The sequence below is a fragment of the Endozoicomonas montiporae CL-33 genome (genome assembly GCF_001583435.1).
GTDB lineage: Bacteria > Pseudomonadota > Gammaproteobacteria > Pseudomonadales > Endozoicomonadaceae > Endozoicomonas_A > Endozoicomonas_A montiporae.
Genome location: NZ_CP013251.1, coordinates 1,310,126 through 1,332,173 on the forward strand (window position 1 = coordinate 1,310,126; position 22,048 = coordinate 1,332,173).

A 22,048-nucleotide genomic window follows, 5' to 3' on the forward strand; every position below is an offset into this window, starting at 1 on the left:
TGTTTTATAAATTAATGATGATTTTTCGGTTGGGATAAACAAAGTAAATCCCAACACATTGGTTAAATAATGAAATAGAATTAATCGTAATGTGGTGCTTTGGTTCGGGCGAATGCCAATCCATCCTCATTAAACAGGTGACAGCTTTCAGCCGGAACGCCTACTTTGAACTCAGAACCTTCTTCCCGACGACGGGAGTCTTCTGTTCTAAGAATAAAGTCTTCTTCAATGGCCGGGTGGTTCAGGTAGACAAAGGATTCAGTACCCAGACGTTCCAGTGCCTTTATGGTTCCGGTAATCACATTGTCACCGTCCACTTCTGCCAGTGCATCCTGAGGACGAATGCCCAGTGTGATTTTATCGCCTGCTTTGGCTGACGATGTATCGTTACAGGCAATCACCTGTTCTCCGGTTTCCAGACGAACAATGGTTTTTTCAGAACCGGTTTCCACAATTTCACCGCGGAAGAAGTTCATTTTCGGAGAGCCGATAAAGCCCGCAACAAATTTGTTACGAGGGTGGTGGAACAGTTCCAGTGGCGCACCCACCTGCTCAAGGTTGCTGTCTGCCCCTTTTGCCAGCGGGCTGAGAACGACAATTTTGTCAGCCAGTGTCATGGCTTCCACCTGATCGTGGGTGACATACACGGCAGTGGTTTTCAGACGGCTGTGAATGCGTGACAGTTCCTGACGCATCTGAACCCGCAAGGCTACGTCCAGGTTCGACAGAGGCTCGTCAAACAGGAAAACCCGTGGCTCCTGCACAATGGAACGACCAATGGCAACGCGCTGACGCTGACCGCCGGACATGGCTTTAGGTTTACGATCCAGCAGTGGTTCCAGCTGCAGAATGCGGGCCGCTTCTTGTACACGCTCGTTGATGACCTGCTTGCTGACTTTGGCCAGCTTCAGGCCGAATGCCATGTTTTCAGCAACGGTCATGTGCGGGTACAAAGCGTAAGACTGGAACACCATACCGACACGACGTTCGTTGGGTGGCATATCGTTTACACGTTCGTTAGCGATTTCCAGGTCACCGTCGGTGATGTCTTCCAGACCGCAAATCATACGCAGCAAAGTAGACTTACCGCAGCCGGATGGGCCGACAAAAGCAACAAACTCGCCGTCGTTAATATTCAGGTTAATGTTTTTCAGAACGTATGACTTGCCACCGTCGTAACTCTTGTCCAGTCCTGCCAGTTTAAGTTCAGCCATGATATCGAATTCCGTAATCTTGTCGTTTGGCTGGCCGGAGTTTTTTGTACCGACCAGCGCTCTATAATATGTCGTTTAGCCTTTAACGCCGCCAGCCGTCAGTCCGCTGACCAGATAACGCTGCGCTATCAGGAAAATAATGGTGATAGGCAGGCCGGTCAGTACGGCTGAGGCGGCAAAGTCACCCCAGAGATAGTTCTGAGGGTTAAGGAACTGGTTGGCACCCACGGCCAGAGTCAGCTTGTCCATGTCTTGCAGCAGGACCGATGCCACCGGGTATTCACCGATAATGCCGATAAACGCCAGGATAAAGACCACCGCCAGAATCGGTACGGACAGAGGCAGCAGAATATGGCGGAAGGCCTGCCATGGTGTTGCACCGTCGATAGCGGCGGATTCTTCCAGCGCGTTATCAATGCTTTCGAAATAGCCTTTGATCAGCCAGATGTTCATGGTGACACCACCCAGGTAAGCAATGGTGACCGCACCATGCGTGTTCAGTCCCAGCCATGGAACAAAGTTCCCCAGTTTGTCGAAGATGGCGTGGAAAGCCACCAGTGCCAGTACCGCCGGGAACATTTGCAGAATCATCATGGATTGCAGCAGCCCTTGCTTGAAACGGAAGCGCAGGCGGGCAAAGGCATAAGCACCGGTGGTGGACAGCAGCAAGATAAACGTCGATGTAACAACACTGATCTTCACCGAGTTCCACAGCCAGGTCAGCACCGGAAAGGTGGGCTGCATCAGGGTGCCATCGGCACGTTCCCACGGAATGCCGAATGCCATGGCCCAATGTTCCAGACTCGGATTGGTCGGAATCAGGCTGCCGGTGGCAAAGTTACCCGCCCGGAATGATACGGAAATGATCATCAGGAACGGGAACATAATCAGGCACAGGAATGCGATCAGGAACAGGCGCGCTGCCCAGACACGGTATTTCAGGTTTCTTGGTTGCACCATGGCCATTTTTTATTGCTCCTGCAGTTTGCTGGTGGCTTTCAGGTTGGCCCAGGCGATGAAACCAACGATGACGAAGATGAACCCGGCGATGGCGGATGCCAGACCAAAGTCCTGTCCATAACTGCCAAAGGCAATGCGGAAGGTGTAACTCACCAGAATATCGGTGGCACCTGCCGGTGTTGAGGCATCAAGCAGGTTCGGGCCGCCGCCGGTCAACAGGTTGATCAGGACAAAGTTGTTGAAGTTGAAGGCAAAACTGGCAATCAGCAGCGGTATTAATGGTTTGATAATCATTGGCACCGTGATGTGACGCAGGTTGTGCAGCGGATTGGCACCGTCGATGGCAGACGCTTCGTACAGGTCTTCCGGAATGGCTTTCAACAGCCCCATGGTCAGAATCATCATGTAGGGGTAACCCAGCCAGCAGTTCACGATCAGAATCATGGCCTTGGCAAGGTATTCGTTGGTAAACCACTCGGGCTTAATGCCAAACAGGTTGTGCAGCACCAGGTTGATTTCACCGAAGTTCTGGTTGAACAGTCCGCGGAAAATCAGAATGGAAATAAAGGCGGGCACGGCATAGGGAAGAATCAGCAATACCCGGTAAATGGCACTTTCTTTCAAAGGTTCCCACTGCACCAGGCAGGCCAGCAGCAAACCAATGATCAGGGTGAACATTACGGTCAGAGTGGCATGAGTCACCGTCCAGCCCAGAATTTTCCAGAACGGACCCTGAATACCCGGGTCGCTGACGACTCTGACAAAGTTATCCCAGCCAATGTAAACGGTGAAGCCGGGTGCCATGCGTTCGCCATCCTGACTGACATAGAAGCCGGTTTCGTGATCAGGGTGATAAACGTCGCCAGTCTGGTTGTTGATCAGGCTGTCATTGTCGCCTTCACTAAACAATTGTGCCATTGCACCAAATTCACGCAGACTGGTCATGACCAGTTTGGATTCGTCAGGCAGCATGACCGTCAGCAGACGCAGATCGCTGCGTAGCTGAATGATATCGCGCATGGCCAGTTTGTCGCCTTCAGCCTGAATGGCACTATCGGCAGACACTGTCCCGGGCAATTGAGCGACGGTAAACGCTTGTGTTGTATAGGATTCTTCGTGGTTACGGGTGTTAGTCAGTTCCAGCTGGTAGGCGTCGTTGTTCTGGTATAGGCTCAGGGCGAATTTTTCCTCGCCACTGCTGTAGGTTTTGTCCAGATGAATCTGTTTAACCCGCTCAAACGGTAGCAGGTTGGTGGAACTGTAATTGGTAAAGGCAATATTAACGGTATAAATCAGAGGAAATACGACAAACAGTATGACCCCCAACAAGCTTGGGTAAACGTAACGGAAGTTGTAGGCTTTCTCGCTGGTGAACACCCAGGTACCGATACTTCCCAGCAGCAGGATGACAAGGGCAAAAGCAATTTCTCCCTGTGCGTACATCAGGGTGATGATATACAGCAATGCAATATCAATAGCGGCGACCAGTGCCCACTTTAGCCCGTTGCCGGATACTACTTTTCCAGATAGTACTCCACCGGCATCCTGTGGCTGTTTCATGTTGGTTCTCCGAATCAGGACGGGGACGAACCGGAGCAGGCTCCGGTTCGTATTCAGCTCAGAAAATAAGATCAGACGATCAGTTCAAAATACGGTTAGCGGCATTATCAAGAGCGGCATTCACTTCTTCACGGCCATTGGCAATATTGCTCAGGGCTGCTTCCATGGAACTCCAGAACTTGCCCATTTCCGGTACGTTTGGCATCAGCAAACCATTCATGGCACCTTCATAGGTGGCCGCGATGCGAGGGTCAGACTTCAGCTCTTCCATGAAGGCTTTGTTGGCAACGGCACCCAGAGGCACGTCGTTGTTCATGGTTCTCAGGCCGTCTTCGCTCAGCAGATAGTTTTCCAGGAACTCCTGAGCCAGTGCTTTATTAGGCGTGGCATTGTTGATGGTGGCACCCCAGACACCCACAAAGGCACGAGCCGGGCTGCCGTCGATGGTGGGTAGTGGTGCAACACCGTAGTTGATGCCGGAGCTGTCCAGGTTGGACCATGCCCATGGGCCGGATACCATCATGGCGGCTTTGCCGTTGTTGAAGGTGGAGTCCATTACGCCGTAGTCAACACCGCGTGGCAGAACGTCTTTTTCAATCAGCCGGGCAAACATGCTCGCACCTTTACGGGCACCTTCGTTGTTTACGCCTACAGACTCAACGTCGTAACCGGCTTCGGTTTCCTTGAAGACATAGCCGCCGTTGGAAGCCAGCATTGGCATGGAGAAGTAAGGCTGAATCTGGTCCCACATGATGGTGGCCATATCCTTGTCTTTCTTCTTCAGATCGTCACGCAGGGCGAACATTTCTTCGTAGGTAGACGGCGCTTTTTCAATAATGTCTTTGTTGTAGATCAGGCCGATGGCTTCCATAGCGATCGGGTAGCCGTAGGTTTTACCGTCAACGGTGGTCGCCTGCCAGCCCAGGTCAACAATGCCGTCATAGAAAGACTTGGATGGCTTGATTTCAGACAGCAGACCGGACTGTGCCCACTCACCGTAACGGTCATGAGCCCAAAGCAGAATGTCAGGGCCCTGACCGGTGGCAGCAGCCTGCTGGAAACGGTCGGTGATGTTTTCCGGGATTTCTACACGAATCTTGATACCCATTTCTTTTTCGAACAGTTCACCCACCTGGCTGATACCGTTGTAGGCTTTGTCGCCACCGACCCAGATGGTCAGTTCGTCTTCGGAAAACGCATAAGCGCTGCCTGACGCTACGGTTAGGGCAATGGCGGCGGCGAGGGATTTTTTTAGCATGACTTTACTCCTGACAGTCTGCTTTTTAGCTAGCAGTTTATGTTGGTGTTGATAATCAAGAACGTCAGCCCGACAGATCTTTGCCAACGATTCTTCACCAAAGACGGGTTCATCGGGATAAATACACGACTATGTGTATGTAATCAAAGGCAAATTTCTATGGACTGGATGTTGTTGTTACGCCGCTTATGCTCTGGTGAAAGGCTTTGTGAATCAATGTGTAAACGTTTCCAAATGGTGTGCGTTTACACTGACCTTCAGAGGCGGGGGTTCGGTGGTTTTTTTGCTGGAAAATTAGCCGATTCCGGGCAGTCAAATGGTTAATAACGGCAAGTCATAACCAACGGAACTGACTTGACTTAAGCTCTGAACCCGGAAAAATGAAGCACGATAGTTGGGTTGGTGTGTCGTTCTGATCCTGCAGGATCTTGATTTTAAGGCCATTCATGACTAAACCTTGTCGTGATGATGGCATAGGTAGTGATTCCATGGTTAGGTTTTATGATAAGGAATCCATGCTAATCGGGTCGGTGGCTTCTTTTCTGCTTGCCGTTTTTTTTATCCCGAATACCAGGGCAGATGCCTTGGCTCTGGCAACTTTCTGGCACCCTGCATTCTTTGTTGATGAAAAAAACCATCCGCTCTTTCACTTTGCTGGTTATCCCTGTTGCCTTCAGTATGGCGCAGGTAAGGGCAAGGCAAATGAAGGCAGAGTTGCTTGCAGGCGCACTTCCTCTGGTTCGTGGGTGGCGCAAATCCAAATCAATGCCTCCGGAGGCTTGGGGCAGGGTGGAATAACGAGTGGGGCTGGTGGCAATGAGCCACCGGAGCGTCCGTTTAACAGGTGTGAAAAAGAATATGACAGGTATCCGGACTATAACAATCGTATTCGGCGCTGGTTACTGCGACTTTGTTTCATGCTTTCCAGAATATGTTGTTCTGGATGCACCAGGGGAGCCGATGGTACGTCAAATGCTGAAGAGAACCTTGAGCTGATGACTAATGATGAGACGGTCTGCGTATTTTCTGAAAACTGCGAGCGGGGCCTTGAAAATTATGGTCTTTGCATACAAATAAAGCAGTTTGAGTCCTTTGAAAGAAGGTATCAGGGGATAGTTGTCAAGATGAGTGCTTTGGGTCTCGATATCAAAAAACAAATTAATTCAGGCGATTATTCGCTGGCCGTAATGAACCTGATAAAAGCTGAACAAGAGGAACTGCGCGCTGAAATGCGTCAGCTTGAAGAGGTATTTTTGCGTTACAGGAAACTGTACTGCAACAAAGAGTGCAAAGAGAATGATGAACGGGAGCCGGATCGATAGGGTGATTGAGACGACCTCTAATACCAATTCATGTTTAGAAGACAGAATTGGTATAAGGGAGGCAGCAGACAGAAAAATCCCTCGTCATTCCCGGGCAGGTGGGAATGACGAGTTAATGGTGAGTGCTTCTTTGCCACTTCCCTTAGTCAATAAGCCAGTCAATAAGTGAGCAGGGAAAATCTCAGGAGGCCTGGGCTATTACTGTCGGGACGCCTGTTGTGTGCCCCTGTCGTAGAATAACATTCAAAAACTCTCCTCTTGGGGCTTCATTGCGAATGGCTTCGATCACCAGGTTGGCCGCTTTGCTGGCAATGCCTTCAATATTCTGGCAGACCGAGGTCAGGGCGTGATAGCGATCGTTATCAATGCCGTCGTAACCCACTACATGCACGTCATCCGGCACCTTTTTGTCGAGGTCGGCCAGTGCCATACAAATGCCTGTTGCAACGATATCTGAAAAAGCAACAAAACCATCGGGACGCAAACCGGATTCCATCAATGTACGTATACGACGGTAGCTGTCCAATGCAGGCAGGCCGGTGCTGTTGCCAATTTCAATGACTTCAGAAGGAATCAATCCAGCTTCAATCAGCGCCCGGCGATATCCGGCGCGTCGTAATTGTGAGACCTGGTGATCGCCATTCAGACAGACAAAATAGATAGTCCGGCAATCGTTATCCAGCAGGTGCTGTGTTGCCAGAAAACCACCCTGTTCATCATTGGAGGCTACCCAGAATGAATCTTCTTTGGGTTCGCCAATATGAATCACCGGAATCCCGTCTTGGTCAATGGATTTTAATCTCGGGTCACTTTCATGAATGCCAATCGCAATAAATGCTTTGGCTTTTGTTTCTAACTGACCGTCAATAGAGAACTTGGCGCGTTTAGCGCGATAGCCTTTTTGTTGAAGATGGACTTTTAACACTTCATACACTTTCAGTGCAAAAGGAGAGATGGTGCCTAGTTCCAGCCCCAGAATAACACCAATACTGAAATCATCCTGACCATGTAGCTGGCGTGCCATGTAGTTTGGCTGGTAGTTCAGCTCTTTAGCAGCTTCCAATACCTTTTTGCGGGTGCTTTCTGAAACATATTTTCCCCCGTTCAGTACGCGACTCACGGTAGCGATGGAAAGCTCGGCCTGAGCTGCTACCTGAAGAATCGTTGCCTGACTCTCAGATTTGTTACGTCCCATAATTCAATCAATTACTGCGTGTGACTCCGGTAGGTCATCATAACAGGACTGTTACAGAGTGTATCTGAAAATATCGTTTTCTTGATTCTGATCAATTCACGACGTTGGTTGGTACCTTTGGTTATCTCTTGTTCAATTTTCTCAAAACCTTTTCATATTGCGTCAAAAGCTTACATTGGCAAAATGCAAACCACGCCAATGACGTAATTCATTTCTCAAAGGCATTTCATGTTAGTGCAGTAATTGGGGGTAATTATTGCTGCGCTGTTGTCTTGAAGTGTCTTGTTAAATACATAGATAAATAACCAGGGAGTCAGGAGCAGTGTCCAAACGCTTCTTTAAAGTAGTACCGCTGGCAGCCGCCGTTTCAGCTGTAATGTTTACCGGTAATGTATTAGCGGAAGAATCCACTGAATCCGTTATTCAGGAAGTGGTTTCTAACCCGACCGATATTTTGACTGATGGCTGGACTGTGAATGGTTATATTCGCACAGGTGTCCGTTTTACTGATAAAGGTATCAGTACTCATAATGAATTTGGCAAGCCTGATTATCACACCGCTGGTACAACAGGCCACAATGCGAATCAGGTTGAATTCGTTATTGGAAAGAAAACCGAATTTCAGAATGGAGTCTGGTCTGAACTGGGTATTCGTGCGGAATACGGTAACGGTAATTCTTACTTCTACTCCTCTCCTGGCAGCGAAGCTAAAAACGATACTGATGAAGGCCGCTTTGAAGTAAAAGAAGCTTTCATGAAGCTGGGCGGTATGGATTATTTGCCGGAAGACGCACATGTCTGGGCAGGTCGCCGCTTCCTGAATCGTTCTGCAGGTCTGTTATCCGGTGAATTCTGGAAGCAGTCTTCCGGTATGGGCTTTGGTTATGAGCAAAGCGGTACCGGTATTGCACTGGTTTCTGTTGATCCGGGTGAAGGCAAAGTAAAAAAAGATATTGAAGATAAAGTAGGGCAGCGTGCCACAATGCACTCTCTCGATCTTTACACCTATGGTCACGAAGGTTTGGGCGGTAGCTTCGATTTTGACCTGAAAATCATGCAGCAGGGCTCTGAAACGAAGTTTAAGCAGGCTTACGGTAAAGACTCAGCTACCGATGGTATTGGCTTAGCTGTTACCTATAACCGCGACTGGTATGGTTTTGATGGTTGGTCTCAGACTGGTTTGGCATACGGTGAAGGCATGGCTGCTAACCGTGGTGTTAACTTCGGTGCCTGGTCTGGTGGCTTTGACCACGGTCTGGATGGTGCAGGTGCTGCTACCAATAAAGACGCGAAAACCTGGTTCTTTACCTCTTACGGTGTCCTGAATATCAGCGATAACTGGCAGATGGGCTCTGAAGTCACTTACCTCTACGGTAAGAATATCTTCGGTTTGAGCAAAGAAGGTGAGACCGATACCATCCATCGCGGTCTGGTAGCCGTTCGCCCAACTTATCGGGTACACGACAATTTCCGTTGGGAGTGGACTGCTTCCTACGCTTATCAGGATGCTCCGGCTGGTTGGATTTACGATGAGTGGAGTAAAGGCGGCAGTGGCCCGGCTACCGGTGCCAGCGGTAAAGCCAACTTCTATACCGTAGAGATGGCAGGTGTGTTTACTGTGAACGCTGATTACTTTGGTCGCCCACAGATCAAACCTTTTGTGACCTACCTGTATAAAGATGCCAAAGAAGGCTATGGCTGGGGCGAAGAGTTTGGTAAGAAAAAAGGCGTATGGCAATTCGGTGTGGAGGCAGAAATCTGGTTCTAACCCTTTCTTAGTGTGAGTGGCTAAATAGATACTTCATTATTTGCCGGTGCTTTTTAGTACCGGCTTTTTTTTAAATTAATTGATTAAAATGCGTTTAAAGGAATTAGCGGTATGACGGCCGACATCAACCCAAAAGCAATATCCGGCATTCTTGATCGTGCCCAGGTATCCTGCCCTTTTGATTATCTGGGTATTCAGCCACACGACAGTGGTAAGGGTTTGGTGGTTCGTTTTTGGAATCCCAATGCCGTTAGTGCAACGCTCATTCAATTACCCCGCAAAACGGTGATCAGCACAATGAAGTGTCTGTCGCCGGGTTTATTTGAATGGCATCTGCCACGCCGAAAGAAAGCATTTAATTATGTCATAAAAGCGGTCATGAGCGATGGCAGACAGGAAGAGATTGTTGATCCTTACCAGTTTGGCGAGTACGTATTAAAACAGCATGATATAGAGCCGTCGGCATTGTATCGACACCTGGGGGCTCATTTGCACGAACATGCTGTCAGTGCTTCGGTCAGCATTTCGGGCACACTGTTTAAAGTGTATGCGCCCAATGCCCGTTCAGTCAGTGTCGTGGGTTCCTTTAACGATTGGGATGGGCGTATTCATCCCATGGCGAGTGCCGACGACGGTATTTGGCGTCTGTTCATTCCCGGTGTTGAAGAGCAGGCGTTATATAAGTTTGAACTTCATGATCAACAGGGAAATTTGTTGCCACTGAAAGCCGATCCTTTTGGTCGATACAGTGAACAGTACCCCGGCCTTGCCAGCATCGTGGATAGGCCACAACGTTATCAGTGGCGCGATGATGACTGGCTAAAACATCGTACGCAGATGCATTCTAAGCCGATGTCCGTTTATGAAGTGCATCCCGGCTCGTGGAAACGTCACAGTGATGGTCGTCCGTTGAGTTATCGTGAACTGGCTGAACAGCTGATTCCTTATGTCAGGAAAATGGGCTTTACCCATATTGAACTGATGCCGGTGAATGAACACCCTTACTTTGAGTCCTGGGGGTATCAGCCGGTGGGGCTGTTTGCTCCCACCAGTCGCTATGGTTCACCGGATGACTTTAAGTTTTTTGTTGATCGTTGCCATCAGGCCGGTATCGGGGTGATTCTGGACTGGGTGCCCGCTCACTTTCCCGAAGACAAACACGGGCTGGCTCGTTTTGACGGTACGGCTTTGTATGAATACGAAGACACTTCTCGCGGTTTCCACCCAGACTGGCACACACTCATTTATAACTTTGGCAGTGGCTGGGTGCAGGACTTTCTGATCAGCAGTGCACTGTTCTGGCTGGATGAATTTCATATCGACGGACTGCGGGTGGATGCAGTGGCTTCCATGCTGTATCTGGATTACTCCAGACAGGCAGGGGAATGGAAGCCCAACCGCTATGGTGGTAACGAACATCTGGAAGCGGTGACGTTTCTGCAACGTTTGAATACTCTGGCAGGACGTTATTTTCCGGATTGTATGACCATTGCCGAAGAATCAACCAGCTGGGGTGGTGTCAGCAGGCCGGTTAATGAAGGTGGATTGGGTTTTGGCTTCAAGTGGAATATGGGCTGGATGCACGATTCTCTGGAATATATGCAACGATTACCGGAACATCGTTGTTATCATCATACCGAGTTGAGTTTCAGTATGGTGTATGCCTACAGTGAAAATTTTGTACTGTCACTGTCGCACGATGAAGTGGTACACGGCAAAGGCACAATTCTGGATAGAATGCCGGGAGATGCCTGGCAGAAGATGGCTAACCTGAGAGCCTATTATGGTCTTATGTTTGCTCACCCCGGAAAGAAACTGCTGTTTATGGGGAATGAGCTGGCATCCACTTCAGAATGGGACGTCAACAGCAGTTTGCAATGGTCATTGCTTGAGCAGAAAGAGCACGCAGGCATACAAACACTGGTGAAAGATCTGAATGTTGTATATCGCAGTGTACCTGCTCTTTATGAGCTGGATCATAGCCGCGACGGATTCCGCTGGCTGATTATTGATGACCATGCGCAGAGTGTCTATGCCTGGCTGCGTCGTGATAAAGCCGGTAACCCGGTAGTAGTGATTTGCAATATGACACCGGTTGTCCGGAACCATTACCGGGTGGGAGTTCCCGAGTCAAAAGGCTGGTGCGAACTGATTAACACAGATGATCTCCGGTATGGCGGCAGTGGCGTGGGCGATGATCAGTACAACAGTGAAATGGTTCCATCTCATGGCTATAAACAGAGCTTTTCTTTGACCCTTCCGCCATTATCAACCCTTATTCTGCAGGGCATCTGACCGTTTTAGCATTTTCGCCGTAAGCCTCCCTACTTTAAGTGGGGAGATATAAGGCGGGAGTCCGCAAGGACTCCGGTTGAGTATTTGCACTTATCTGTTAATATTCTCAGCAGGTCTGTCTCAAAGCCAGAGACTAGCGGTGACGAAAACCAAGCGCTGCGAATAAAAAATCAAGGCAGAGTATCTGCCTGTTGGGCTAGAAGACCCGCGAAAGTCGTTATTGAAACGCATCGTAGAGGGAACCGTATAGATACCCAACAAATCAAACAAAGACCTTTTAAAAGCCGGAAGGGCTGTCCGGTTCTGCTGATGGAGGCTTCTGTGTAAGTCCAGTTACTATCGACTGGCTGTAGCCTGTGAAGTCAGAAGCCTCCTGCTTTAGCTGGAGGAGCAGTCACTGTTTTCAGAACAAGGCTGCCTGTGGATTTTTAGCCGGGGCAGCACTTTTTCCTGACCGTTCCTGTAAGCGTTTACAGAACTTCTGGTGATGATTTTTCGTAGCTGTGAACGTTTTTCGTACGGAGTCAGTCTGACGGGAAAATAGTGCAACAGATCAATTTTTATGGTCTAGGATATGCCAAATAGCTTCTTATAAAAACTGATGGTTTTATTGAGCAGGATTCTACAAATTAAAAAAATGAGGTTGCACCATTGTCTGGAATGAGTTTGTCGTATGTTTATTATGCTTTTGTTACTCTTGGCATTATGACGTGGGATAAAGGCGAGTTTTTGTGGAAAAATACTAATGGTGATCTTCATAAACTGGTTGATAATAAATCAGGTTTTATATTTTCCCTGTCAGAAGACAATCCAGTCCCTTATGACGTACTTCCTGTTGAACAAAAACTGTCGTCGGTTATTCAGACAATATCCTATTCCTGCGTGATGCATTTCAGACCGCAGTCCGGTGATATAGCCAGATTGATTAACGAAGTAGTGGAACCCTGTGTGTTTTATGCCCGGCCTGGTGTCTATTTTATTACCACGGCGATCAGGCTTAAAAATCAGGCATTAATGGCAGATCTGGTGAATATTGATACAAAGGAAGAATGGAAAAACACACACCCGTCATATAGTCAGCTGGTGGAACAGGCAGATTTTAGCCGATCATTTATGGTTTCGTTGTCTCATGAAACACCGGGTCATGTTATTGCAGGCTCCTGGTATTTGCAAACAGAAACCCAAAAAGGGAAAGTCATACTGGTGCCTGTTGTTTATCCAGGTAAACGCCAGAATGCCTGGATTTATTTAAACAACAATAGCCATATGTCGGATGTTATTCTAGTTAACAATGCCAGTACATTTGATTTTACAGGTATTGTTTCTGATTATTCATACAATACAATAGGAGAAACGGGTTTTTTTAATAGCCATAAGAATGTTCTTGATTCGATTGTGCATTTTTCAGGTGGTGGGGAAAAAGGAAATAAACGGGAAAGTCATTCTGGCAGTAATCGGCCAGTTAATCAGCCACTAACTCTGCGGGGTTCATTCAGGGGGTGTATTGGAATTGGGGGCGCAGGTGGAAACGGGCAAGATGATGATGAGAAAAACTGGAAACCTCACGGTCATTTAAGTCCTCTGTTTGGAGTGATTCCAGTAACCGTTCCCGGACTGGATCATCTGGGAATAATATTAAAAGCCTTGCTGGCTTATCTTTTTATACCGGATGAAACTCCAGTGGAGTTCATTGATCGTCTATTAAGCATTTTTTATTACTTGCAACAGTCGGTTGCCCCAGAAGATCGGGACCTGTTTTTCAATAATTTTCTGTTGCAACTGGGTTCTGGTATTAACCAGGATTTGTCAGGCTACCTGAATCCCGAGAGTTTGAGGTCTTTTTTATATGAACATGATCATTTAGTACGAGTTGGCTTTCTTCAGCAAGATGTTTATCAACTAAAAAAAAAGTTGGAAGTTTTTTTAGGAAGGCTCGTCTGGCCAGAAAATGAGGCTGAAAGCCAGCGGCTACTTGTGGACACACAAATGCTTGTAGAGACATCACAAGCATCTTCGATTGAGGCGCTCGGTAAAATTAAGAAGACAATTGTTGATAATCAGGAGCTCAAGCTTAAGCATGCGGAGCTTGAACGAAAAAAGACCATAAATAATAAGCTTGAAGCAATGGGGCTGAAAATAACAATGACAGATAACGAAATCATAATGTTAAAGCTGATAAGACATTCTTTTTTAAAGACGCCGGATGTTAAATTTTTTACAGGAATTAACAAGACTATTGTAGAAATTCTTGCAAATGCTCTTGGCAATGAAAAAATTGATGAGCTTGCAGGTCAACTAGGTTCGGGATTTAGTTATCAATCGGAAAGCCTGTACAGAAGGCTGGAACTTTTAATTATTATTTTTTTTAGAGATGGCGGAACAAGACAGGCGTTAGTACAGGCTTTGGTTCGTGTTCTGGGCGGACTTTCGAATGACATCATTGAACGGTTAAAAGAGGCCGTTGTTGAGGAGCCGGCGGTCGATGTCGACAAAGTACTCGGCACCATGGTTTTTTCTTTATCAGTCAACCCCGGTCAGCCAGTTGCTAACGTTCATTCGGAACTTCAGGCAGACCGTCAGGATCACCATCAGGTTCAACCTTGCCGAAGAGAGTTGATTGCTGGGATTGAGTCGTTTCTCCGTGAGAATCAAGCTGAAGGTGATCAGGGCTCATTGAATCGCAAGGCTATTGATCAGTTAACACAATTATTAACTGCCACGCAGATTCAGGAATTGTACACAGGACTGAGATCCCAAGTTCCCTGTTTACCAGACATCCAATCCGGTCAGGTAAATCTGCACGATGTCATTCAATGGTTTTTTGAGTCGTTTCTGGAAAGTGAAGTCTATGCAATGCTGGCAAAAACGCTGTATCAGATTTTTGAGCAAACAATGAGTCCTGAAAAGATTGCAGACCTGCTTGAACGGCGCTTAAGCGGCTTTTCCTACGCTTCCGGCAGTGGTAGTCATCACTGAAGTGACTTCTTTTTCAGTACGGTAGAAATTTCTGCAATCGTTTACAAGTGTGAATTTGGGGGATTGTCTGACAATTGTTCTGTTTGCCGGAGTAGTTGCATTTAGCTTGATCCCGATCACTGTCATGGAGGGTAGGGCTATCAATATACCGGTTTTGATAGTTATACTCTGTCGTATAGTTGCAATGAAGCCCATATGAAGCCCATATGAAGCCCATATAGAGTGTAGATGGAATCGTTTACAACCAATAAAAACTTTAAACACAGGCTTACACAAAGAATAATTTGTAACAAATGCGGAATGACCGGAAATCAGAAGTATACTAAATCTCAGGTCATGCCATCACGTTTTTGATTAACAGAGAGTGGGATAACATGAGCGCAAACAAGACTGAGCAGTATGCAGCTACAACACTTGATGCCGATCGACTGGCACAGAGCATCAAGCGCCACTTGCAGCAGTCTCTGGGTGTTGATCTGGAGGAGGCGGGACCGGCCGAATACTGGGAGGCATTAAGCCTGGTGGTTCGTGAGCTGGGTCTGGACTTAATTCGTAAAACTCGACACAAAGAGCGTGATGAAAAAGCACGTCGGGTTTATTACCTGTCTTTGGAGTTCCTCGTAGGCCGTTTGCTGGGGAACAACCTACACAACCTGGGTATTTATAAACAGGCTGAAGAAGCCATGGCTAACCTGGGTGTCAATCTGACTGATGTCCTGGAGCACGAAACCGATCCGGCTCTGGGTAATGGTGGTCTAGGTCGTCTGGCCGCCTGTTTTATGGATTCGCTGGCGACACTGGACCTGCCTGCCTTCGGTTACGGCATCAATTACCGTTTCGGACTATTCAAGCAGGACTTCGCCGGTGGCAAGCAGGTGGAAAGCCCGGATGGCTGGAGAGAAGAGTCCTGCCCATGGGGTATTGAACGTCCCAAGCGCAAACAGCTGATCAAACTGTATGGACGTGTTTCCGAAAGAGCAGGCAAGGCTGTCTGGGAAGACACTCAGGAAATTCTGGGTATGCCATGGGACGTACCGGTGACCGGATATGGTACCGATACAGTCAATACCCTTCGTCTGTGGGAGAGTCGGGCTGCGGAAGGTTTTGACCTGTCCAGTTTTGACGAAGGCCGTTATCAGGAGTCCCGTTCCGGCGAGATTCAGGCTGAAAACGTTAGTCAGGTGTTGTATCCGAACGACAATCACCCTGCGGGTAAAGAGTTACGACTGATTCAGCAGTACTTCTTTGTCGCCTGTTCCATTGCCGACCTGATTGCCCGTTACAAGCGTGAAAACGGCGACAACTGGGATGATTTTGCTGAAAAGGTAGCCATTCAGCTGAACGACACCCATCCTGCGATTGCAGTGCCGGAACTGATGCGAATTCTGATGGACGAGGAAGACATTGTATTCAGCAAAGCATTGTCTATCTGTCGAGAAGTTTTCTCCTATACCAACCACACATTGCTGCCGGAAGCGCTGGAAAAATGGCCTCAGAACCTGATTACCAAGGTGCTGCCACGCCATATGCAGATCATCCACATGATCAACTACCACTTCCTGCACACTGAAGTGGAAGCTCAATGGCCGGGTGACAATAATATGAAACGTCGTCTGTCCATTATTGAAGAGCCTGAGCGTCCTGGTGGTCAGCAGATGGTTCGCATGGCGTATCTGTCTGTTGTAGGAAGCCATAAGGTGAATGGTGTTGCAGCCCTGCACTCCGGTTTGGTTAAAACCACACTGTTCCCCGAGTTTAATGAAATGTGGCCGGACAAACTGGTGAATGTCACCAATGGTGTGACGCCTCGCCGCTGGCTGGACTACTGTAACCCGGAACTGGCCAAGCTGATTGACGATACCATTGGCAACGATGGCAAGGTGGACTGGCGCAGAAACCTGTCTCAGCTGGACGCCATCAACGCTTATGCTGATGATCCTGCATTCCAGAAAAAGTTTGCAGCCATCAAGCACGACAACAAGATCCGTTTTGCGGCAGTGGTCAAAGAGCTGTGCAACATCGACATCAGCCCGGATGCCATCTTCGATGTGCAAATCAAGCGTCTGCACGAGTACAAGCGTCAGCAGCTGAACCTGTTGCATATTATGGCGCTGTATCGTCGCCTGCTGGATAACCCGGATCTGGATGTACCGCAGCGTGTGTTTATTTTCGGTGCTAAAGCGGCTCCCGGCTATAAAGTGGCGAAAACCATCATTCATGCCATCAATCGTGTTGCCGAGCGTGTAAACAACGATCGTCGTATTAAAGACAAGTTGAAAGTGGTCTTCCTGCCTAACTACCGTATCACTCTGGCTGAGAAAATCATTCCGGCTGCCGATGTGTCCGAGCAGATTTCCACCGCCGGTTTTGAGGCTTCCGGCACCGGTAACATGAAGTTTGCCCTGAACGGCGCGCTGACAGTGGGTACTCTGGATGGTGCTAACGTTGAAATTGCCGAAGAGGTAGGCGACGACAACATCTTTATTTACGGTCTTACTGTTGATGAAGTGGCTGAGCTGCGTCATCGTGGTTACAACCCGAAAGATGTTTACAACAGCAATGCCGAGCTGAAAGCGGTCATTGACTGGCTGGCTTCCGGTGACCTGTGTCCTGAAGAGCCTGATGCGTTCCGTCCTCTGGTGGATTCACTGCTCGGAGGTGATTACTTCCTGACGCTGGTGGATTATCAGGCCTACAGCGACGCGCACGACAAGATTGTTGCGACCTGGAAGAAACCAGAGCTGTGGTGGAAGAAGGCGATTATCAATACCGCTTCCATGGGTAAATTCTCTTCTGACCGTTCCATCATGGATTACGCTAAAACCATCTGGAACATGGCGTAAGAACGGCGATTGATTTAAGTTCCTTTCCAAGGTTTGTATGGTTTAACGACCATGCAAACCTTTTCCTTATCTCTTGTTCTCTTCTGCTTCTGTCATGACAAATTCTATCGAGTCTCTTCTGGACGACCTCAGGGATGGATGTTGTGCCCGACCTTTTGATGTTCTGGGTGTTCATGATGTTGATTACGCTCCTTCCGGAGTTGACCCGTCACGCAAAGAAAAAATTGTCAGGGTTTGGCGTCCGGATGCCCTGTCGGTTCATCTGGTTGACCTTGAAACGGGTCAGATGCCGGGTGAAATGGTGCAGGTGACCAGTGGTGTGTTTGAGCGGGTACTGGATGCCGGCAGTTCATTACACGTATATCGTCTGGAAATTCAAACTAAAGATCACCAGTCGTTTACTTACGTTGATCCCTGGCAGTTTGGTGCGCATGTATTCAGTCAGGTGTTTGTGGAGCCCTATCGTTCTTACCGCTATATGGGTGCCAGACTGGTCAGCATTACTGCAGTTGCCGGTCAGGATGTGCAGGGCGCTATGTTCCGGGTTTATGCTCCTCATGCCCGCAGCGTTGCCCTGGTAGGCAGTTTTAATGGTTGGGATGCCCGGTTACATCCGATGCAGGCATCGGATGATGGCATCTGGAGATTGTTTATTCCCCATGTCTGTGCTGGAGACCTGTATAAATTCGAGTTAAGGGATTTGGAGGGTACTTTGCTGCCCCATAAGTCCGATCCCTATGGATTCTATGCAGAGCAGCCACCGGGAAATGCGTCCATCGTCTACGATCAGGATCGCTATCGCTGGCAGGACAGTAACTGGCTGCATCAGGGGCAGCTGCAACAACCTGTTAGTGTTTATGAAGTCCATTTGGGCTCATGGCGAAGAGAGGGGCGAAGAGAGAAACAGCTCAACGGTGAAGATCGCTGGCTGACTTATCAGGAGTTGGCGAATGAACTGATTCCTTATGTTGTGGAGCAGGGATTCACACATATAGAGCTTCTTCCGCCTATGGAACACCCGTTCAGTGGCTCCTGGGGCTACCAGCCAGTGGGTTTGTATGCGCCAACCAGCCGTTTCGGTTCGCCCGATGATTTCAAGGCGTTTGTTGATCGCTGTCACCAGAACGGGCTAGGTGTGATTCTCGACTGGGTGCCTGCCCATTTTCCTTCTGATCCACACGGCCTTGGTCGTTTTGATGGAACGCCATTGTATGAATACGCTGATCCGAAGCGTGGTTGGCATCCTGACTGGCAGACTCATATATATGACTATGGAAAGCCAGCGGTGCGCGACTTCCTGATCAGTAATGCCCTTTTCTGGCTGGATTGTTTTCATATCGATGGTCTTCGGGTTGATGCCGTGGCATCCATGTTGTACCTGGACTATTCCCGGGCTGAAGGGGAGTGGGAACCCAATATTCATGGTGGCAATGAACACCTCGAAGCCGTTGATTTTCTTAAACGACTCAATGAAACCGTTTATGGTCATTACCCTGATGCCATCACCATTGCTGAAGAATCGACCAGCTGGCCGGGCGTTTCAAAGCCGACGTACGAGAACGGTCTGGGGTTTGGTTATAAGTGGAATATGGGATGGATGCATGATTCGCTGGAGTATATGAAGCATGAGCCCCAGTATCGGCGCTACCATCATGGTGAGTTGATGTTCAGCATGGAGTACCACTATTCCGAGCATTTTATTCTGGCGCTTTCGCACGATGAAGTCGTACACGGTAAGGGCACTCTGTTGGGAAAAATGCCGGGTGACGACTGGCGTCGTTTTGCTAACCTGCGGGCCTACTATGGCTTTATGTTTGCCCATCCCGGAAAAAAACTGCTGTTTATGGGGGCAGAAATTGGCAGCCTGACAGAGTGGAATCATGATGATCAGCTGGACTGGACGCTGTTGGACGACGACAGCGAGCGTGGAATCTTCAGTCGGGGGGTGCATAAACTGGTCAGGGATCTGAATCAGCTGTATCGCAGTCATCCTGCCCTGTATCAGTCGGATTATGACAGCTGGGGTTTTAGCTGGGTGGTTGGTGATGATACCGAACAGAGTGTTTATGCTTTTCTCCGGCGAGGAGGCAGTCAGCCACCGGTTCTGGTGGTCTGTAACTTTACCCCCGAGGTTCGCTATGGCTACCGTGTAGGAGTACCGACTGTTGGCAAATGGTATGAATTGCTTAATACCGATGCGGCTGCTTATGGTGGTAGTGGCGTGATAAATGCCGACTGTTTAAACACAGAATTTGTCGAGGCTCATGGTTATGAGCAGTCGCTGGTGTTAACGTTGCCCCCTCTGGGGACGGTTTTCCTGATTCCTGATGATTGACTGGCAGACTATTTTCGGACAGTCGTCCTGACGACGGTCTGCACATGCTTTTTTGTAAATAATGACTGAACAAACCAAATTTCTACCAAGTGCAGCCGCCGATGAATCGGCGGTATGTTATGAGACAGGTCCCGGGCGTCCTGAGTTGCAGGGAGCGACTTTGATGTTACAGGGTGAGCATAGTCTGATGCCTGCTTCAGCCGGGCGGGCGGATGGTGCGAACTTTTCTGTTTATGCCCCGCAGGCGCAACGGTTGGAACTGTGCCTGTTTGACGGGAACGATAAAGAAACCCGGTTGCCAATGGAGCCTTCGGCCATGGGCGTATGGCATTTGTTTGTCAGCGGTGTCAGAGCCGGGCAGTGTTATGGTTTCAGGGCTGACGGGCAGTGGCATCCGGACCTTAGCCCTCGCTTTAACAATCGTAAACTGCTGCTTGATCCATATAGCCGTGAAGTGAAGGGAGAGGTCAGCTGGCATCCTGCGCTGTTCGATTATTCGATTTCCAAATCAACCGGCGCCTGGAACATCAGTGAAATTGACAGTGCCGGTGTTATGCCGCGCAGTGTGGTCAGGGAACGGGAGTTTGACTGGCAGGAGGTCAGGAAACCGGGTACCTCCCGAACCGACAGCATTATTTATGAGCTGCATGTCAAAGGCTTTTCCATCCAGAATGAAGCGGTTCCCGAGGAGCTGCGGGGCACGTATCTGGGTCTGAGTCATCCGGCGTCTATTGCTTATCTGAAACAGCTGGGCGTTACTGCTGTTGAGTTACTGCCGGTGACCTCCCGTGTCAGTGAAGAGCGCCTGGATAATATGGGACTCAGCAATTACTGGGGCTATAACCCGTTATGCCTGATGGCTCCGGAACCATCGCTGGCGATTGATGATCCGGTGACCGAAATGAAAACCATGGTCAGGGAGCTGCACCGTGCTGGTATTGAAGTGATCATGGATGTGGTGTTTAACCATACCTGTGAAAGCGGACATGGTGGTCCTAGCCTGAGTTTGCGTGGTCTTAGTGAACGGGATTATTACCTGATTGATGAGACAATAGACGTTCGTGGTCATAAGAAAATTGACAGCACGAATTACACGGGCTGTGGCAATACCATGAACTTTGATAGCCCTCAGACCCTGAAACTGACCATGGATGCCCTGCGTTGTTGGGTTGAAGAATATCACATCGATGGTTTTCGGTTTGATCTGGCACCCACCATGGCGCGTCAGGGTCGTGTATTCCGTAAAGACAGTGCCTTCTTTCAGGCTATCTATCAGGATCCGCTACTGTCACAGTGCAAGATGATTGCCGAGCCCTGGGATATTGGCCCCGAAGGTTACCGGCTGGCAGGCTTTCCCCGGGAATGGCAGGAGTGGAATGACCGTTATCGTGATGGTATTCGCTCGTTCTGGCGTGGTGACAACCATCGTGTTGCAGACATTGGCTGGCGAATGGTGGGTTCGGTGGATATTTTCGGTAGTCACCGACCCATTGGCAGCATTAATTACATCTGTAGCCACGACGGGTTCACACTGAATGATCTGGTCTCGTATGAACACCGGCATAACCTTGCCAACGGTGAGCATAACCGGGATGGCGATGCCCACAATTATTCCTGTAATTACGGTGTTGAAGGGCAGACGACGCATACGCCTATTCTTGAAAGGCGACAGCGGGCAAAGCGCAATATGCTGGCAACATTGATGCTATCCAGAGGCACGCCCATGCTGATGGCTGGCGATGAATTTGGCAATACACAGGATGGAAACAACAATGCGTATTGTCAGGATTCGAAACTGTCCTGGCTGGACTGGTCCTGGCAGAACGATGAATCTGCCTGGCAGGAAAAAGAACTGCAAGCCTTCACCGCGAAATTGATCGAGTTGCGTAAAACGCATCCGTTGCTGCAGGGTGATGGTGGTCGCCAGCATGTCTGCTGGATGGATCGGCATGGTGCTCTTTTAAATGAACACCAGCTGGGACAGGTTAAGGGCGGCTGCCTTGGGCTGAAAATAACTGTCCCGGAAATGGATCATAAGACCAATGACTGTCCTGATCAGGAGGCACATAAGACAAAGGCTCTGTATATCCTGATGAATAACGAAAAAGTTAACCGTCGGTTTACATTCGCTGACAGATACAGCCAGAGCTTCTGGTTTACCCTTCTGGACACATCGGAGCCTGAACCCATCAAGCATGATGTTTTGATGACCAGAGGTTGGCACCTTGTTACTGAACACAGTTTGGTGATTGTTGAAGAAAAAAGTTAGATTCGGTAAGTCATTGAAATTGTTTCATATTAGCTGGTATTGCCTAGGTGAGT

The 22,048-nt window shown here is 48.7% G+C and carries 12 protein-coding genes; 7 read left to right on the top strand and 5 right to left on the bottom strand.

Features of this window, described 5'->3' with window-relative positions; translation table 11 throughout:
* Positions 1-80 precede the first annotated feature (80 nt).
* The 4 genes from EZMO1_RS05725 to malE all read right to left on the bottom strand — a co-directional run bounded on the left by EZMO1_RS05725 (position 81) and on the right by malE (position 4,992).
* The gene (locus EZMO1_RS05725; protein WP_034874829.1) at positions 81-1,214 is read right to left on the bottom strand and encodes an ABC transporter ATP-binding protein; all 1,134 of its coding nucleotides are present in this window, start codon (positions 1,212-1,214) and stop codon (positions 81-83) included.
* A gap of 75 nt (positions 1,215-1,289) precedes the next feature.
* Positions 1,290-2,180, bottom strand: coding sequence for a maltose ABC transporter permease MalG (gene malG, locus EZMO1_RS05730; RefSeq protein ID WP_034874827.1), 891 nt, complete (start codon positions 2,178-2,180; stop codon positions 1,290-1,292).
* A 3-nt stretch (positions 2,181-2,183) separates the two neighbouring features.
* Positions 2,184-3,734, bottom strand: a complete 1,551-nt coding sequence (malF, locus tag EZMO1_RS05735; RefSeq protein WP_034874825.1) for a maltose ABC transporter permease MalF — start codon at positions 3,732-3,734, stop codon at positions 2,184-2,186.
* A 79-nt stretch (positions 3,735-3,813) separates the two neighbouring features.
* Positions 3,814-4,992, bottom strand: coding sequence for a maltose/maltodextrin ABC transporter substrate-binding protein MalE (gene malE / locus EZMO1_RS05740; protein ID WP_034874823.1), 1,179 nt, complete (start codon positions 4,990-4,992; stop codon positions 3,814-3,816).
* 488 nt (positions 4,993-5,480) lie between these two features.
* On the opposite strand from malE, the gene EZMO1_RS05745 reads away from it, so the two are divergent.
* Complete coding sequence (locus EZMO1_RS05745) at positions 5,481-6,314, top strand: hypothetical protein (protein WP_222842197.1); 834 nt, start codon at positions 5,481-5,483, stop codon at positions 6,312-6,314.
* A 181-nt stretch (positions 6,315-6,495) separates the two neighbouring features.
* Here EZMO1_RS05745 and EZMO1_RS05750 read toward each other — a convergent pair whose 3' ends face one another.
* Positions 6,496-7,509 carry a LacI family DNA-binding transcriptional regulator gene (locus tag EZMO1_RS05750; RefSeq protein ID WP_051789789.1) on the bottom strand — a complete coding sequence of 338 codons (1,014 nt, stop codon included), beginning with the start codon at positions 7,507-7,509 and terminating at the stop codon, positions 6,496-6,498.
* Between the two features lie 322 nt (positions 7,510-7,831).
* Between EZMO1_RS05750 and EZMO1_RS05755 the strand changes: the two genes are divergently transcribed.
* The 6 genes from EZMO1_RS05755 (at position 7,832) to glgX (ending at position 21,995) form a co-directional block, all read left to right on the top strand.
* Positions 7,832-9,277 (top strand): carbohydrate porin, encoded by a 1,446-nt coding sequence (locus tag EZMO1_RS05755; RefSeq protein WP_201772168.1) that lies wholly within the window; start codon positions 7,832-7,834, stop codon positions 9,275-9,277.
* Positions 9,278-9,388: 111 nt separating this feature from the next.
* Entirely contained in the window at positions 9,389-11,572 is a 2,184-nt protein-coding gene (gene glgB / locus EZMO1_RS05760; RefSeq protein ID WP_051789787.1) for a 1,4-alpha-glucan branching protein GlgB, read from the top strand.
* Between the two features lie 660 nt (positions 11,573-12,232).
* A complete protein-coding gene (locus EZMO1_RS05765) occupies positions 12,233-14,548 on the top strand; it encodes a hypothetical protein (protein ID WP_034874818.1) in 2,316 nt (771 codons plus the stop codon).
* A gap of 374 nt (positions 14,549-14,922) precedes the next feature.
* Positions 14,923-17,391 carry a glycogen/starch/alpha-glucan phosphorylase gene (locus EZMO1_RS05770; RefSeq protein WP_034874815.1) on the top strand — a complete coding sequence of 823 codons (2,469 nt, stop codon included), beginning with the start codon at positions 14,923-14,925 and terminating at the stop codon, positions 17,389-17,391.
* A gap of 94 nt (positions 17,392-17,485) precedes the next feature.
* Positions 17,486-19,726, top strand: a complete 2,241-nt coding sequence (gene glgB / locus EZMO1_RS05775) for a 1,4-alpha-glucan branching protein GlgB (protein WP_034874813.1) — start codon at positions 17,486-17,488, stop codon at positions 19,724-19,726.
* Positions 19,727-19,787: 61 nt separating this feature from the next.
* Positions 19,788-21,995, top strand: a complete 2,208-nt coding sequence (glgX, locus tag EZMO1_RS05780) for a glycogen debranching protein GlgX (protein WP_082211916.1) — start codon at positions 19,788-19,790, stop codon at positions 21,993-21,995.
* The last annotated feature ends 53 nt before the right edge of the window (positions 21,996-22,048 follow it).